The organism is Candidatus Aeolococcus gillhamiae (assembly GCF_016464765.1).
GTDB lineage: Bacteria > Chloroflexota > Dormibacteria > Aeolococcales > Aeolococcaceae > Aeolococcus > Aeolococcus gillhamiae.
The window spans coordinates 1-12,728 of the sequence record NZ_JAEKNS010000025.1 but is presented as its reverse complement, the minus strand read 5'-3'; the positions used below and the strand labels follow the sequence as shown (position 1 = coordinate 12,728).

Genomic DNA, 12,728 nt, shown 5'->3' with positions numbered 1-12,728 from the left:
TCGTTTCCGGCGAGTGACGTCCCCGCCTGGCCTCTGTCGGCCTCGGCCCGGGGGTCAGCTCCGCAGCTCACGTACTCGCTGACGAACCGGGCGTGGCCGTCTTCGCGCTGAGCCCTCGGCTTGAACGCCTCTATGGCGGCCCGTTACCGCCTGCGCAGCCCGTGTTTTTACGCGAACTTCGTCTCGTCGGTCGACGGGGTGACAGCCCTCGGCCCCGGACACCCCGACTCCGGGGGAACCATCAGCGGACACAGTGAAGCGGACCGATTCGTGATGGCCTTGCTGCGTGCGAGTGCCGACGCGATTCTCGTCGGAGCCGGCACCCTGCCGGCGACCCCCGTCATCGCTGGACGCCGGAGGGATGCGTATCCGGCTGCCGCGGCGGACTTCACGGAGCTGCGGCGGCAACTCAACCGGCCCATCCAGCCCCTGTTGGTCGCGGTCGACGGCCGGCGGCGACATTGACGTCGGTCATCCGAGGGTAACGACCGTTCTTGCCCACGGCTATCCTTGAGAACGATGGCTACCGATGTCGCCGGTGAGCGTGCCCGGCGTGGGCGCGTTGCGATCGCGCCCTGGCCGCCGCGAGTGAGCTGTTCTACGAGAACGGCATCGCTTCAATCGGCATCGACGCGGTCCGCGACCGGGCCGGGGTGGGGCTCAAAGGCATCTACCGCGAGTTCGGCTCCAAAGCCGGCCTCGTCAGTGCTTACCTGGACCGCCGCGACGAGCAGTGGATGATGCGGTTGGAGGCGAGACTCGGCGAGGTGGGTGACGACCCGCGCCAGCGTCTGCTCGGGCTGTTCGATGCCCCTTGACGCGTGGTTCATCAGCCCCGGCCTCGTGGGCTGCGCCTTCGTCAACGCCTACGGGGAGAACGCCGGTGGCGGCCCGGTGGCCGATCGGGCCGCCCAGCACAAGGACCGGCTGGCTGCTCTGGTAAGAGACCTGGCGACGGCCCTCGACCCTGTACGAGCACCTCAGCTCCAAAAGGAGCTGATGCTGCTCATCGAGGGCGCGATCGTGCGCGCTTCCCTCGGGCGCCGGCCCGAGGTAGCCCATATCGCCCGAACGATCGCCGTCCTGCTCGTCGGTGACCCAGCGAGTGCTCCCTCGCGCACCAACCCGGTCGCTGCGGTGCGACGCGCGGCGAACGAACGGCGCCTACCGGCGCGTCGTGGAGGGGATGTCACCACCCCATGAGCTTCAACGAGCAGGACGCGGTCGAGACGCAACTCCACGGGCGTGGATGGCGCCGTCTCGCACCACCCCAGACAGTGCGATGTTACGTGGGGAGCGCGTGGATGGACGCACCTGCAACGGAGGTCAATGACGACACCCGTGAGATACGAATCGAGTACCCGGTCGTCACCCGCGGGGTACGGCATTTCATCCTCGATGCTTCACAGTACCGACCCTCCGTTGGGCTCTTCCGACGCCAGCCGGCCGCTCCGCTCGATGCGCCGAGCAAGGGTGATCGAGCGTCTCCAGGGATGTAGGACTTGACCACCCCAATGTCAGGTGGCGACACGCGAATGAGCTGTGACCCACCGCTTCTCAACGGCAAACCCCCCGAGAGGAGATGACAGCGCAGCGCGACAAACAGCGATCGCGGCTGGCGATCGTCGGTGCCGTTGCAGGAGTGCTCGCTGGATTGCTGGGCATCGGCGGCGGCATCGTGCTGGTTCCAGGCCTGACGTGGGCCACCCCGGATGAACCGGCACACCGCCACGGGCACCTCGCTTTTCGCCATCGTTCCCGTCGCCGTTGTCGGCTCCGCCACCTATGCGCTGGCGCCCGGCGGGAAGTTCGACGGCCCCGCATCCGCGCTGCTGGTGGCCGGAAGCTTGACGGGGGCGCTCATCGGCGTCTCGCTGAGCGCGAAGTTCACCGACCACGGGCTGCGCCTCACCTTTGCCATCGTGTCGGGTCTCCTCGGCGCGCGGCTGATCGTGCCACTCGGCCTCGGGGCCGGCTCCAAGGCGCTCACCCTCACGCTGGGGGCGGTGATCACCCTGGTGCTGCTTGGCTTCTTCGGTGGCGTGCTCTCCGGGCTACTGGGCATCGGGGGCAGCGGGGTGCTCGTGGCGGTGATGGTGATCACGCTGGGCACCGAGCAGGCACTGGCCCAGGGAATCGCGCTCACCGCAGTCATTCCGACCGCTTTGGTGGGGGCAGCCGCGTACCGCCGACGGGGTCAGGTGGCGGTACGCCCGGGCATCACCGCCGGGCTCGTCGGCGCCGCCGTTGCCGTGCCTGCGTCGACGATCGCGCTGGCGGTACCGTCAACGGTGCTGCGCGCTGTCTTCGGTGCCTTTCTGCTGCTCATGGCGGCACGCACGCTGGTCCGTCAGCGGCGCACACGCCGGGCCCTCGCGACGGCCTGATGCCACCGCGGTCTCGGCCGATGCAACGTCAGGCGCTCGCGATCGCCACGCCGTACAGGGCAGCCAGGACGGCGGTCACCAGGCTTGCGGATCCGAGCAGCGCCGACGTCCACGGGCGGCGCGCCGAGTCAGCCCTCACACCCGGCGCTTGCAGACAGGCATGGACGCCGGCAGCGAGACCGGAGAGAGCCACCAGGCCGAGCTTGACAACAAGCGTTCGCCCGGCCGGGCTGTCGAGCAGGTGCGACCATTGCAGTCCAGCATTGCCGACGTTGATGATCCCCGTGACCAGGAGAACGCCGAATGCTGGCCACGCGACAGCCTGGTATCGCTGGCCGGCCAGGCTCGCGAGCTGGCCGTGCCCCCGCAGCACCGGAATCAGAATCGCCACGACCACCTGCCCACCGATCCAGACGCAGGCGGCAAGGACGTGCAACCAGAGAACCAGCTCCGCACCGGAGATGCTCAGCACCGGCTCAGCCCACCTAGCGCGTGAACAGGCCCAGCGGCGCCCATCGGAAACGCCGCCCTCCGAGTGCGAGGGCGATCAGAGCTGGGAATGCGAGAGCGCCAAGCAGGAGGAGCAGGCCGCCGGTTCGCGCGGCGGCCCCGGACCGGGTGAGGAACCCCGCCTCGAGGAGCAGCCAGCCCAGACCCAGGAGAGCCAGCTGTCCGAGGCCGGCCCGGATCGGGATACGGTTTGCCGCCAGCGGTGCGGCGCCCGGAACCCCAGCGCGCGTCCAGGCGAGGAAGGGGAAGATGCGCGCCCCGTTCGCCGAGATGGCCAGCGGTGCCCAGCCGAGCAGCGCGCTGGTCACCGTCACCTGCGGCCATGGTTGCATCCCGGCGGCGGCCGGCAGCGCGACCAGCGCGGTGAGGAGGAACACGACCGCAGCGGCCACTTCGCCCACCGGCGTGATCCCCGGCCCCGCGGGTCGGCCCCGGAAACGGGTCAGGCGAACGATGTCGGTGACGTAGAGGACCGCTCCGGCGACGTACGGAACGAGAGCGGCCGCGCGCACCGGCGGAGCGAGATCCGCCGCCAGGGCGACGACGCCGAGCATCAGCCCCGTCGAAAGCAGGAGCAGGACAGGTCGGGGGCACCGAGGGCGCACCGTCGACACGTTGAAGAGCGGTACCACCTGGTACGAGACGCCCACCAGGACCAGGCCCAGCCATCCGCCGACGGCGAGGAGAATCTTGGGGGCGAGGAGGGAAAGCGGATCTGCGAGCATCCCGGTGCGCAGAGACACGGCCAGCACAGCACCCATCACCGCGACGGCGTCGAGGCAGCCGACGGCGATCGCGATGTACACGGCGACGACGTTCCAGCGCGTCGCCCGCCTCATCACGGAAACCGCGTGAGCCGTGATGGCGGCGATTGCGAGGGTGAGAGCGATGCCGCCGATCGGGGCGAGATCGTCATGCCCGCTGATCAGTGTCGCAGTGAAGACGGCGGTCGATACGAGGAAGCACCACCAGGTCAGCCGGCTGGCGCGCGCAGGGGCCGGACGAGCACCGAGGATGACCGGAAGCATCTGGTAAAGCACCCCGGTCATGATCGCGGTGACGAAGCCGAGAGCGAGGATGTGGGTGATTCCCAGCGCCTCGGGCGTGTCCCAGCCGCCTGGCGCCACCAGCCGGTCGGCTCCGAGGGCGATCAGGACGCAGCCGGCGAGCAGCGCCGTGCCACCCAGGGCGATGAAGCGGGCCGGAACGTCGAACGGCGGCGCGTTGCCGAGGCTGAGCCGGAGCGGGCTCAGCCCATCTGCAGACTGCCACCGAGCGGGCATTACGATTGGTGGAGGTGGACGGCGCATAGCCCCGGCGCCACGAACGGGATAAGCTGGAGCGATTCCGGATTGCCACCCAGCTGCGCAAACGCTCCCTCAAGGATCCCCTGATGCACCGAGCAGACGGTTGGCGAGTCGCTTTCAGCCAGCTCACTGAAAGGGCAACCGTGCAGTTCCACTACCTCGGGCTCTCCCGGCGGCGCCGGGTCCAGTGCTCGTGGCGCAAAGCCGAGGCGGTCGAGCAGGGTGAGCACGCCGCCGCGTGGATCCGTGGGCCTCGGGGTCGTGCGTCGGTCGGCCGCCACGAGCTCTCGCCCGGCCTCGCGTCCAGCAGTGGTCACGCGCTCCGGTCCGTCTGGCTCCCGGAGCGAGGCGATCAGGATGCGAGCCAGTAGCCGATAACTACCCCCGCGCCAATCGTCGGGAACCATCTCAGTAGCCGCGAACGCAAGCCGGGGACGACCGGGGCCAGGACGCGCAATAGCCCTGGCGCTGACCAGGTTCGCCTTCCGAAGCACCTCGAGGTGGGCCCGCACGGTGTTGAGATGCAAGCCGACGCGACCAGCCAGCTGTTCCGCTTGCAGAGGGCCCTCCGCGAGCAGTGTTTGGATGAGGTGGGTTCGACTAGCGCTACCCAGGGCACGGTGAGCCTGGTGGTCGAGTGCAGGTGGGCTCAGCGGGCGGATGCGATGGGGGGCGCGCATGCCTTGATTTTATGCTCGGTGACATCGTAAAAACGAGAAAGCTAGTTTTTATGCAGAGAAGGGAGGGCTTGCCGCGCGCCGGCCGGTGCGAGCACAAACAGGGCGCCGACGGGACCGAGCAGGCTGACGCCGAGATTCCCCCACAGCGCCAACTGGTCGACCAGTCCTAACGGTCGCGGGACTGGTCCATCCAGGGTGGGGCCGGCGCAGCCCAGCGGTCGCCCGGATGAACCCCCACAGCATCAGCGGCTGTCATGGGCTGCCTCCCTACGCCGGCATTACCCGGTCAGGTTCGGCGGTCGGAGACCCGTAGCGTCGCCCTCTCAGCCCGGCAGTGTCCGAGCTCCCGCGTGCGGACACGAGGATACCGCGGAGGCTGGTCGAGTGTCGACGTCGGCGTGCAGGGCGCGACCAACAGACTGCTGACCCCTGACCCGGTCGGCTGCAGTTCCGCGTTCGTGACTGACTCACCCGCCGCTCCGTGGACCGCTAACGCGATCGCCTGACCACGCAGCAGGGAGAGGCTCAGAAGAGCGGATGCCGGTAGCTGGTGCCGGAGCCGGGCTCACCAGTACGGCACGTAGCCGTAGTAGCCGTAGATGTTGGCGTAGTAGGTTCTGCTGTCGACGAGGTCCGGATCGTAGCGCGGGGCCTTGGCAACGCGGTCACGCGAGTGGTTGATGTGCACCTCGTCCTCGGTGATTCGGGTGATCGCATCGATGGGGATGAAGGACTTCGTCTCGCCGACCCCGAGGAAGCCTCCGTGCTCTACTCGCAAGAATCGCATCTTTCGTTCCTGGTCGATGAGCAGATCGTCAACCTTGCCGAGATCTTTCCCGTCCTTGTCTTTCACCTTCCGCCCGCGAATGTCATCGGCGGGATTGGCAACCGTCTGGCCAGAATCGCTCAACTTGCTCAGCATCGCGTTGTCCTGCGTCGTCATCGGGGTGCTCTCCTGCACGTCTTGCGTGCGTGACCGAGGCTTGTACCGAACTGGTGCAATCTGTCAATGAGTCCGTCGAGCAAGCGCGCCGGGGGCGCCGCGAAGCGTGGGCAGGCGTCGCGCCGCGTTGGCGATCCGCGTCTGTGGAATCCTCGAGCACCCAGAGATCTTCGGTGGCGAGCAATGCCATCCAGCGGTTCGCTCGAACCCGCTGGGAATGAATTTCGCCGGCCAGTCGCCGCTCGTGGTATGAACCAAAACGTTGACATGCCTAGGCGACGTGCGGAAAGATCGGGTAGCTGTAGCCGGCTCCCCAGAATGGCATGTAGCCATAGTGGTCGTAGATGCCCGCGTGGTACGTCCTGCTGTTGACGAGGTCGGGATCGTAGCGAGGGGCCCTGGCGACGTGGTCGCGAGAGTGGTTGATGTGCACCTCATCAGCGGTGATACGCGTGATCGCGTCGACGGGGATGAACGACTTCGTCTCGCCGACCCCGAGGAAACCTCCGTGTTCTACCAGGAGAAAGCGCACTTTCCGCTCTTCGTCGTCGATGAGCAGATCATCCACCTTGCCGAGGTCTTGACTGTCCTTGTCCTTCACCTTCCGACCGCGAATGTCGTCGGAGGTGTTCGCGACCGTCTCTCCGGAATCGCTCAGCTTGGTCAGCGAGAAGTTGTCCTGCGTCGTCATTTCGGTGTTCTCCTGCACGTCAGGCGTGCGTGACCGGGCTTCTACGGAGCTGGTGCAATCTGTCTGATGAGTACGTCGAACAACCGCACCGGGCGCCGCGGGAGTGTGGGCAGGTCTTTGCCAAGCTGAGGTTCCCACCGACTGATCAAGGAAAGCGAGCCTGCATCGGTTCCCGTGGTCACGCGCCTATCTCTACAACCACTTTGACGTCGTCCTCGTGCTTGTGAAGGGCGTCGACGAAGCCGCTCATCGGCACCCTGCGTGTGATGAGCCGCTCCAGCCAGCTACGGTCGACCTTGGCGAGAGCGTCGGCGGCCTGCTGGTAATGGCGTCGGCCGGCGTTGACCGAGCCGAACAGCACCATGTTCTCCAGCACCATCTCCTTGTTGATCTGGTCGAGACCCAAGGTGATCGAGCGGGTGTCCGAGGAGATTCCCATCAAGCAGATGACCGCGTCGGGGGCGACCACGTTGGCTAGCTCGAAGACGAGCGGTCCGTGGCCCGTGCATTCCATCACCACGTCGGGAGTGATGCCGATGTCGTCAACCTCGCCGGTATGGAAGGAGGCGCCGAGGTCGGCGACCAACTGCGCCTTGGGCCCGCTGCTGTTGCGGTCGAGCACGTGCACCTCGAGGCCCCGCTGCACGCCGAGGAGCGCTGCGAACAGCCCGATCGGGCCGGCGCCGGTGACCAGCGCGACCTTGGGTCGCCAGCTCGCGCGGGTGAAGATGCGCTCAGTCTGCTCCCAGGCCTTGGCGACCGACGCGGGTTCGATCAGGACGCCGCAGTCACCCAGGCTGACGTCGACGTGGATGGCATACTTCGGTTCGATCCGCCAGAGCTGCGCCCCGTAGCCGTCGAGCTCCTTGATGCCGCGCTCGGTGTACTGCCCGTTGCGACAGAAGTCCCACTCACCGAGTGAGCAGGGCTCGCACGGCACAGGATCGGGGCGGCGCACAATGCCCGCGACGAGGTCTCCCGCCGTGAATCCGCTGCCCTTGGGAGCCTCGAGGACGGCACCCAGCGATTCGTGGCCGATCACCAGCCGTTCCCGTCCTGGTGGCGGCCAGCCATAGCCATTGTCGACGATGTCGACATCGGTGCCGCAGATGCCAAGCAGCCGTCCCTGCACGAGCAGCGTTCCTGGGTCGGGCGGCGGGTCGGGCAGATCGCTGACCTGCACTTGGTCGGGGTTGCCGGGGACCACGGTGATCGCTTTCATCGTCTCATCTGCTCCCTGCTGTATCGCTGGCTGTGTGGGTCGCGTCCGACCAGCCGGGTCTGGCGGGCCACGTCAGCCCGCCCGCCCGAAGTCGTCCTCGAGCCGTTCGATGTCGTCCTCGCCGAAGTAGTCGCCGTGCTGGACCTCGATGAAGATGAGCTCGTCGTTGCCAATGTTGGCGATCCGGTGCGCGCCTCCTCGGGGGATGTCGATGGCGTCACCGGGTCCGAGGGTCCGGACGTCACCATCCAAGGTCACCCGCGCGGACCCCGCAACCACGAACCAGTGCTCGGCGCGATGATGGTGACGCTGGTAGCTCAGCCGACACGCTGGGCGCACCTCGATGCGCTTCACCTTGTGGATGGACGACTCGTCAAGGACGGTGTACGAGCCCCACGGTCGCTGATCGTGCTCGCTGCTCATTAGCCGAACTTCGCAGCTGCGCGACACGGCTGGCCAGGGCACGGCCGAAGCAACACGGTCGTCATGTCGGCGCCGAACCCGCGGAGCTGGCGGCTCCGACCAGAGAGGATCTCTCGGAGTCGGCTGACCGCAGAACCTCGAGGTGCTTGCTGACGCCGCCAACGCGCAGCCCCTCGCAGAACGGAGGACGGACGAGGTCCCATGATCCGGTCATTCCCCCGCCGACCGCAACCACGGTCGCCTTGAATCGTTCCAACCACGGAGCCAGAGCGACACCGAGGGCGTGCAACACTTCATCGAGGACGCGCCTCGCCCAGTCGTCGCCTTGTCGGCCACGGTCGAAGATGTCCTGAAGGTCGAGCCCGACGCACCCCGCTACGCTCGGCCCCGAGAGGTAGCGCGCCAGAATGGCGCGGCGCGACACGACATCCTCGAGGGCGGCGCTGCCGATGTGCAGATAGTGAACCCGTCCGTCCGGTGGCACCGCCGGGTCATTGATTACCGGACGTCCGTGGTCGAGGAGGCCGAGCCAATCCCGGTGCCGAGGGTGATGCCGACGCAGCGGGCGGCTCCTGCCGCGACCCCCTGGAGCCATTCGCCGATCGCGAAAGCGTCCGCGTCATTGATGAAGGTGAGGCCACCGGCGAGATGGGGGAGCTCGGCACGGAGACGAGAGCCGACGTCGACATTGAGCAGGGAGTCGAACTTGCCGACATCCTCGAACAAGCCGACGCCGCTGCTGTAGTCGAACGGACCGGGAATGGCGATCGCCCACGGGGCGTCCGGCGGAGCGTCGACCGCGGTCATGGCGGCAGCGAAGCCTTGGAGAAGCTCCTCCGCGGACGCGGAGGCGTCGAGGACACCTCGTCGTGCCGGCCCGGGCATCCATTGATCGGCGCGCTGCGTGACCAGAGCCGCGGTGAGGTGGGTGCCACCGACCTCCAACACCCCGACAGAGCCTCGAGCTGCGGTCTCGACGGGCGCGGTCATCGCACCTGCGCCTTCACCACCCGCACCCGCTCGCAGCCGCACGCCGCGACGGTGTAGGCGCCCACGGCGGCCGGGACAACAGCCGTCTCTGCGTAGGCGAGAAGCACTCGCCTGCCCGCAGCGGTGACGATGGCGACTCCGGCGCCTTCGACCACGGTGAGCACCTGGAACCGGCCCGCGGTGTCGTCGTCCAGCTGGGAGTCGGGCTCCAGCTCGAGGCGCCGGACATCGAAGAACATCTCGGGGAGGTCGGCGAGCACATCCTCGCGCCAGCCCGGCCCCGACCGCTGAGGTCGAAGCACCGCGACCAGATCGGCCGCCACCTGGTTGCCCCGCCGTTCGCGGTCGAGGTTTCGGAAGGCGAGCTCGACGTGCACCGGTCGTTGTCGGCCGTCTTCGTCGCGGCGGAGCCAGTCGTAGAAGCGCAACGAATACAGGTACGGAGTCGCGCTCACCTCGAGGACGACGTTGCCGACTCCGCTGCCGTGCGGGGTTCCAGCCGGGACCAGATAGAGCTGGTGGGCCACCGCCGGGAAGGTTTGGATGTGCCGGCAGATGTCGAAGGGCTCGCCCGTCTGCTCGGCCCGCACAGCGTCAGCGTGGAAGGCATCGATGTCGGCGTCGTCGCGCAAGCCGAGGAAGATGTTGCCGCCGTTGCCGGCGACCATCACGTAGTAGCTCTCGTGCTGGGTGTACGGCCAGCCGAAGATCTCGTGCATGAAGCCTGCTTGGGGGTGGCAGTGCACGGAGAGGTCGCTGCCGTCGACGGTGTCCAGGTAGTCGAATCGGATCGGAAATGAGGTCCCGAAGCGGTCGTGCACCTCTTCGCCGAGCAGCTCGGTCGGGCACAACGACACCAACAGCTGAAAGGGGACCTCCACGGTGAGGTCGGCCCGGTCGCCGATGAGTACGCCGCTCTCTGGAGCAATCAGTTCGTACCCCACAGCGGTGTTCGGCTGGTCGGTGCCGACGCCCAGCTGGCGTTGTCCCCAATGACCGCCCCAGGGAGTGGTGTTGAAGATGGGGCGAGTGCGGAACGGTTGATGAACCAACGCCGCGGCCGTCGCCGCCAACGTGCGCGCCTCCAGTGCGCTCGGCCGGCGGGCGTCCTGGCCGTCGATCCAGAGCGACACAGCGGGGGCAATCGTCTCGCGGTGGCGGTCCAGGATCGGCCAATCGACGTAGAACAACCGCCGCGTCGTCGACTTGTCGGACACGTCCCGCTGGCCGAGGTTGCGGGCGCTGCCAGTCGCCACGGCCGCCTCGGCACATCGCTTGGGCTGGTCGAAGTACCACAGCAGGTCATGGTCGGAGAGCGCTGCTCCGGGGCCGAAGATGACCGTCACACTGGGGCCACTCGGCTCGGCTTGGACGGGTTGTTCGAACAGGTCCTCGAGGGCCACGCTCGCCAGGCTCTCGAAGTCAGGGTCGTCGGCGAGCTCGGTCGAGCTGGTCAGTGCAACGATCGTTGTCCATGACGCCATGCCGTGGCGAGCGTCGAGGGTCTCGACGATGACGCCGTGCTCGCCCAACAGGCGTTGTACTTGATCGACCAGCTCGTCCCAGGGCGCGATCTCCGGTCCGTCGACGGCGAGCACGCGGACACGTGTCGCTAGCTCCGCAAGCGCGGCCCATCCGCTGAGCACCGCGCCCTCCACTGGCGCATAGCGCGGGCACGGGTCGTATCCCCGTGGCGAGAACCCACTGACGGCGTCGGTCGGAGACGGGCTGGGTGATCGGTGAGCGAGCAGCCGCTCGGCCGCGCTCGTGCCTGCGCCCTCACGTGTCACCGGGACGACCGCTCGGGGCTCATCCGGATGCGCATGGCTCGACCGCTCCGCGGGGCTGGATCTCGGGGACCGCGCTGGGTCGTCATCGGCTGATATGTACCAACCGCCCCGACGCACATATCAGTCGGCCTGGCTGTGGCCAGCGCCACCACATCTCGAGATGATCGATTTCGGAGTGCAAGGAGGGCGCGCGGATGACCACCACAGGCACGGCGGAGCAACCACCGGCGGAGGGGGTGCTCGGCGCCCTGGATTCCCAGGCCACCGGCTCCTTCTACTGGTATCTGGCGCTGCTCGCCTGCGTCGGCGGGTTCCTGTTCGGCTACGACACCTCCAACATCGGTTCCGCCCTGCCCTTCATCCCCTACCAGCTCTCTGACTTCGCGGTGGGCTACCTGGTGGCCGGTGCGTCGCTGGGAGCTGCGGTGGGAGCGCTGGCGGCCGGGCCTCTGACTGACCGCTTTGGACGGAAGTCCCTGCTGATCATCGACGTCGTCATCTATGCCGTCGGAGCCATCCTGTCGGCGGTGGCCCTGAACGCCGACATGCTCCTCGCTGCCCGTACCATCATCGGGCTCGCGATCGGCGCGGATTCCGCGATCGCCACCGCCTACATCGCAGAGTTCGCGCCGCGGAACCGCCGCGGCGCGCTCGCCATGATCCAGCAATGGATGATCACCGTGGGCATCCTCGTCTCCTACATCGTCGCCTTGGTGATCCTCAAGCTGGCGCCCGGTTCGGCCACTGGTGCAGGCTGGCGGCTCATCCTCGGCTTGGGCGCGGTCCCAGCGATCCTCGGCATCGCGTTGCGTGCCCGGATGCCGGAATCCCCGCGATGGCTGATGCTCAAGGGCCGTGTCGCCGAGACCAGGAAGGCGCTGGGACAGCTGGGGATCGACATTTCCGAAGAGGAGGTGCAGAGGTCCTCAGACCAGCTCGCCGTCAGCGAGCGGGAGCGTGAGAAGCAGAAGAAGACGCTCTGGACCCCGGGGGTGAAACGAGCGCTGGTGGTAGTCGGGGTGAGTTCAACCGGTCGACGCAATACTCGCGTCGAGTCTAGCCGCTGGCGTCGCGAACCCAAGCGTCTTCCGTGGCCGTGTGTTCAGCTTGCGCGCGATTGCGTCGAGATCCCACTGTGTGAGCTGGCTCAGGTCCGTATGGTGCGGCAGGTACTGGCGCAGAAGGCCATTGGTGTTCTCGTTGGTGCCGCGCTGCCACGGACTCCGTGGGTCGCAGAAGTACACCTTGACGTCGGTGGAAACCGTGAAGGCCTTGTGCGCGGCGAGCTCCAAGCCGCGGTCCCACGTCAAGGTGCGGCGCAGGTCCTGTGGAAGCTTGATGATCGTGTCCGTGATCGCGCTCACCACGCTCTCGGTGTCCTTGCCAGTGACCCGAGCGAGCAGAACGTAGCGCGAGCGGCGCTCCACCAACGTGGCGATGTGGGTGTTCTTCGAACCGGCGAGCAAGTCGCCCTCCCAGTGGCCTGGAACCGCGCGATCCTCGGCCTCAGCTGGCCGCTCGCGGATGGAAACGGCGTCGATGATGCCGCCCCGTCCTTGCCCGTGCCGGCTGGCTGGCCGGCCTCGACGCACGGGACGTTTGGTGCGGAGGTGAGCCAATAGTTCGCGCTTGAGGACGCCTCGCGTCTGCACGAAGAGGCTGCGATAGATCGCCTCGTGCGAGATCCGCATGGTCGCGTCGTCCGGGTATTCGTTCACGAGCCAACCCGAGATCTGCTCTGGCGACCAATCATCGCGCAGGCGCGACGCCACCGCCCGGCGAAGT

At 67.5% G+C, this 12,728-nt stretch carries 15 protein-coding genes and 1 pseudogene; 5 read left to right on the top strand and 11 right to left on the bottom strand.

Going from position 1 to position 12,728, the window contains the following annotated elements; translation table 11 throughout:
- Positions 1 to 120 precede the first annotated feature (120 nt).
- The 4 genes from JF886_RS01665 to JF886_RS01650 all read left to right on the top strand — a co-directional run bounded on the left by JF886_RS01665 (position 121) and on the right by JF886_RS01650 (position 2,387).
- Positions 121 to 465: a dihydrofolate reductase family protein gene (locus JF886_RS01665; RefSeq protein WP_337308953.1), complete on the top strand. Its 345-nt coding sequence runs from the start codon at positions 121 to 123 to the stop codon at positions 463 to 465.
- A 110-nt stretch (positions 466 to 575) separates the two neighbouring features.
- Complete coding sequence (locus JF886_RS01660; RefSeq protein ID WP_337308995.1) at positions 576 to 818, top strand: TetR/AcrR family transcriptional regulator; 243 nt, start codon at positions 576 to 578, stop codon at positions 816 to 818.
- Entirely contained in the window at positions 808 to 1,203 is a 396-nt protein-coding gene (locus JF886_RS01655; protein WP_337308951.1) for a hypothetical protein, read from the top strand. Before JF886_RS01660 ends, JF886_RS01655 begins: the two co-directional genes overlap by 11 nt.
- 509 nt (positions 1,204 to 1,712) lie before the next feature.
- The gene (locus tag JF886_RS01650; protein ID WP_337308949.1) at positions 1,713 to 2,387 is read left to right on the top strand and encodes a TSUP family transporter; all 675 of its coding nucleotides are present in this window, start codon (positions 1,713 to 1,715) and stop codon (positions 2,385 to 2,387) included.
- Positions 2,388 to 2,415: 28 nt separating this feature from the next.
- On the opposite strand, the gene JF886_RS01645 is transcribed toward JF886_RS01650, so the two are convergent.
- From JF886_RS01645 to JF886_RS01605, 10 genes are all read right to left on the bottom strand, one after another.
- Entirely contained in the window at positions 2,416 to 2,859 is a 444-nt protein-coding gene (locus tag JF886_RS01645) for a CopD family protein (RefSeq protein WP_337308947.1), read from the bottom strand.
- Positions 2,860 to 2,872: 13 nt separating this feature from the next.
- Positions 2,873 to 4,180: a hypothetical protein gene (locus JF886_RS01640; RefSeq protein WP_337308945.1), complete on the bottom strand. Its 1,308-nt coding sequence runs from the start codon at positions 4,178 to 4,180 to the stop codon at positions 2,873 to 2,875.
- A complete protein-coding gene (locus JF886_RS16720; RefSeq protein WP_350340560.1) occupies positions 4,180 to 4,884 on the bottom strand; it encodes a helix-turn-helix transcriptional regulator in 705 nt (234 codons plus the stop codon). Before JF886_RS16720 ends, JF886_RS01640 begins: the two co-directional genes overlap by 1 nt.
- 565 nt (positions 4,885 to 5,449) lie before the next feature.
- A complete protein-coding gene (locus JF886_RS01635; RefSeq protein ID WP_337308943.1) occupies positions 5,450 to 5,827 on the bottom strand; it encodes a PRC-barrel domain-containing protein in 378 nt (125 codons plus the stop codon).
- A 271-nt stretch (positions 5,828 to 6,098) separates the two neighbouring features.
- Positions 6,099 to 6,518 (bottom strand): PRC-barrel domain-containing protein, encoded by a 420-nt coding sequence (locus tag JF886_RS01630; protein ID WP_337308941.1) that lies wholly within the window; start codon positions 6,516 to 6,518, stop codon positions 6,099 to 6,101.
- A gap of 178 nt (positions 6,519 to 6,696) precedes the next feature.
- Positions 6,697 to 7,740 carry a glucose 1-dehydrogenase gene (locus JF886_RS01625; protein ID WP_337308939.1) on the bottom strand — a complete coding sequence of 348 codons (1,044 nt, stop codon included), beginning with the start codon at positions 7,738 to 7,740 and terminating at the stop codon, positions 6,697 to 6,699.
- A 72-nt stretch (positions 7,741 to 7,812) separates the two neighbouring features.
- Positions 7,813 to 8,163 (bottom strand): phosphomannose isomerase type II C-terminal cupin domain, encoded by a 351-nt coding sequence (locus JF886_RS01620; protein WP_337308937.1) that lies wholly within the window; start codon positions 8,161 to 8,163, stop codon positions 7,813 to 7,815.
- A 61-nt stretch (positions 8,164 to 8,224) separates the two neighbouring features.
- Positions 8,225 to 8,647 carry an ROK family protein gene (locus JF886_RS01615; RefSeq protein ID WP_337308935.1) on the bottom strand — a complete coding sequence of 141 codons (423 nt, stop codon included), beginning with the start codon at positions 8,645 to 8,647 and terminating at the stop codon, positions 8,225 to 8,227.
- Between the two features lie 14 nt (positions 8,648 to 8,661).
- The gene (locus tag JF886_RS01610; protein ID WP_337308933.1) at positions 8,662 to 9,153 is read right to left on the bottom strand and encodes an ROK family protein; all 492 of its coding nucleotides are present in this window, start codon (positions 9,151 to 9,153) and stop codon (positions 8,662 to 8,664) included.
- Complete coding sequence (locus tag JF886_RS01605) at positions 9,150 to 10,799, bottom strand: class I mannose-6-phosphate isomerase (RefSeq protein WP_337308932.1); 1,650 nt, start codon at positions 10,797 to 10,799, stop codon at positions 9,150 to 9,152. The genes JF886_RS01610 and JF886_RS01605 overlap by 4 nt, the downstream gene beginning before the upstream one ends.
- Before the next feature lie 338 nt (positions 10,800 to 11,137).
- Between JF886_RS01605 and JF886_RS01600 the strand changes: the two are divergent.
- A pseudogene (locus JF886_RS01600) lies at positions 11,138 to 11,923 on the top strand (MFS transporter); the annotation flags it as partial.
- A 45-nt stretch (positions 11,924 to 11,968) separates the two neighbouring features.
- Here JF886_RS01600 and JF886_RS01595 read toward each other — a convergent pair.
- A partial coding sequence (locus JF886_RS01595; protein ID WP_337308994.1) for an IS30 family transposase occupies positions 11,969 to 12,728 on the bottom strand: 760 nt, incomplete at its 5' end.

Coding starts and splice junctions, on each gene's coding strand:
- JF886_RS01635 (WP_337308943.1), bottom strand. CDS start 5,827: ATGACGACGCAGGACAACGCGATGCTGAGCAAGTTGAGCGATTCTGGC.
- JF886_RS01655 (WP_337308951.1), top strand. CDS start 808: ATGCCCCTTGACGCGTGGTTCATCAGCCCCGGCCTCGTGGGCTGCGCC.
- JF886_RS01620 (WP_337308937.1), bottom strand. CDS start 8,163: ATGAGCAGCGAGCACGATCAGCGACCGTGGGGCTCGTACACCGTCCTT.
- JF886_RS01650 (WP_337308949.1), top strand. CDS start 1,713: ATGAACCGGCACACCGCCACGGGCACCTCGCTTTTCGCCATCGTTCCC.
- JF886_RS01625 (WP_337308939.1), bottom strand. CDS start 7,740: ATGAAAGCGATCACCGTGGTCCCCGGCAACCCCGACCAAGTGCAGGTC.
- JF886_RS01610 (WP_337308933.1), bottom strand. CDS start 9,153: ATGACCGCGCCCGTCGAGACCGCAGCTCGAGGCTCTGTCGGGGTGTTG.
- JF886_RS01630 (WP_337308941.1), bottom strand. CDS start 6,518: ATGACGACGCAGGACAACTTCTCGCTGACCAAGCTGAGCGATTCCGGA.
- JF886_RS01640 (WP_337308945.1), bottom strand. CDS start 4,180: ATGCCCGCTCGGTGGCAGTCTGCAGATGGGCTGAGCCCGCTCCGGCTC.
- JF886_RS16720 (WP_350340560.1), bottom strand. CDS start 4,884: ATGCGCGCCCCCCATCGCATCCGCCCGCTGAGCCCACCTGCACTCGAC.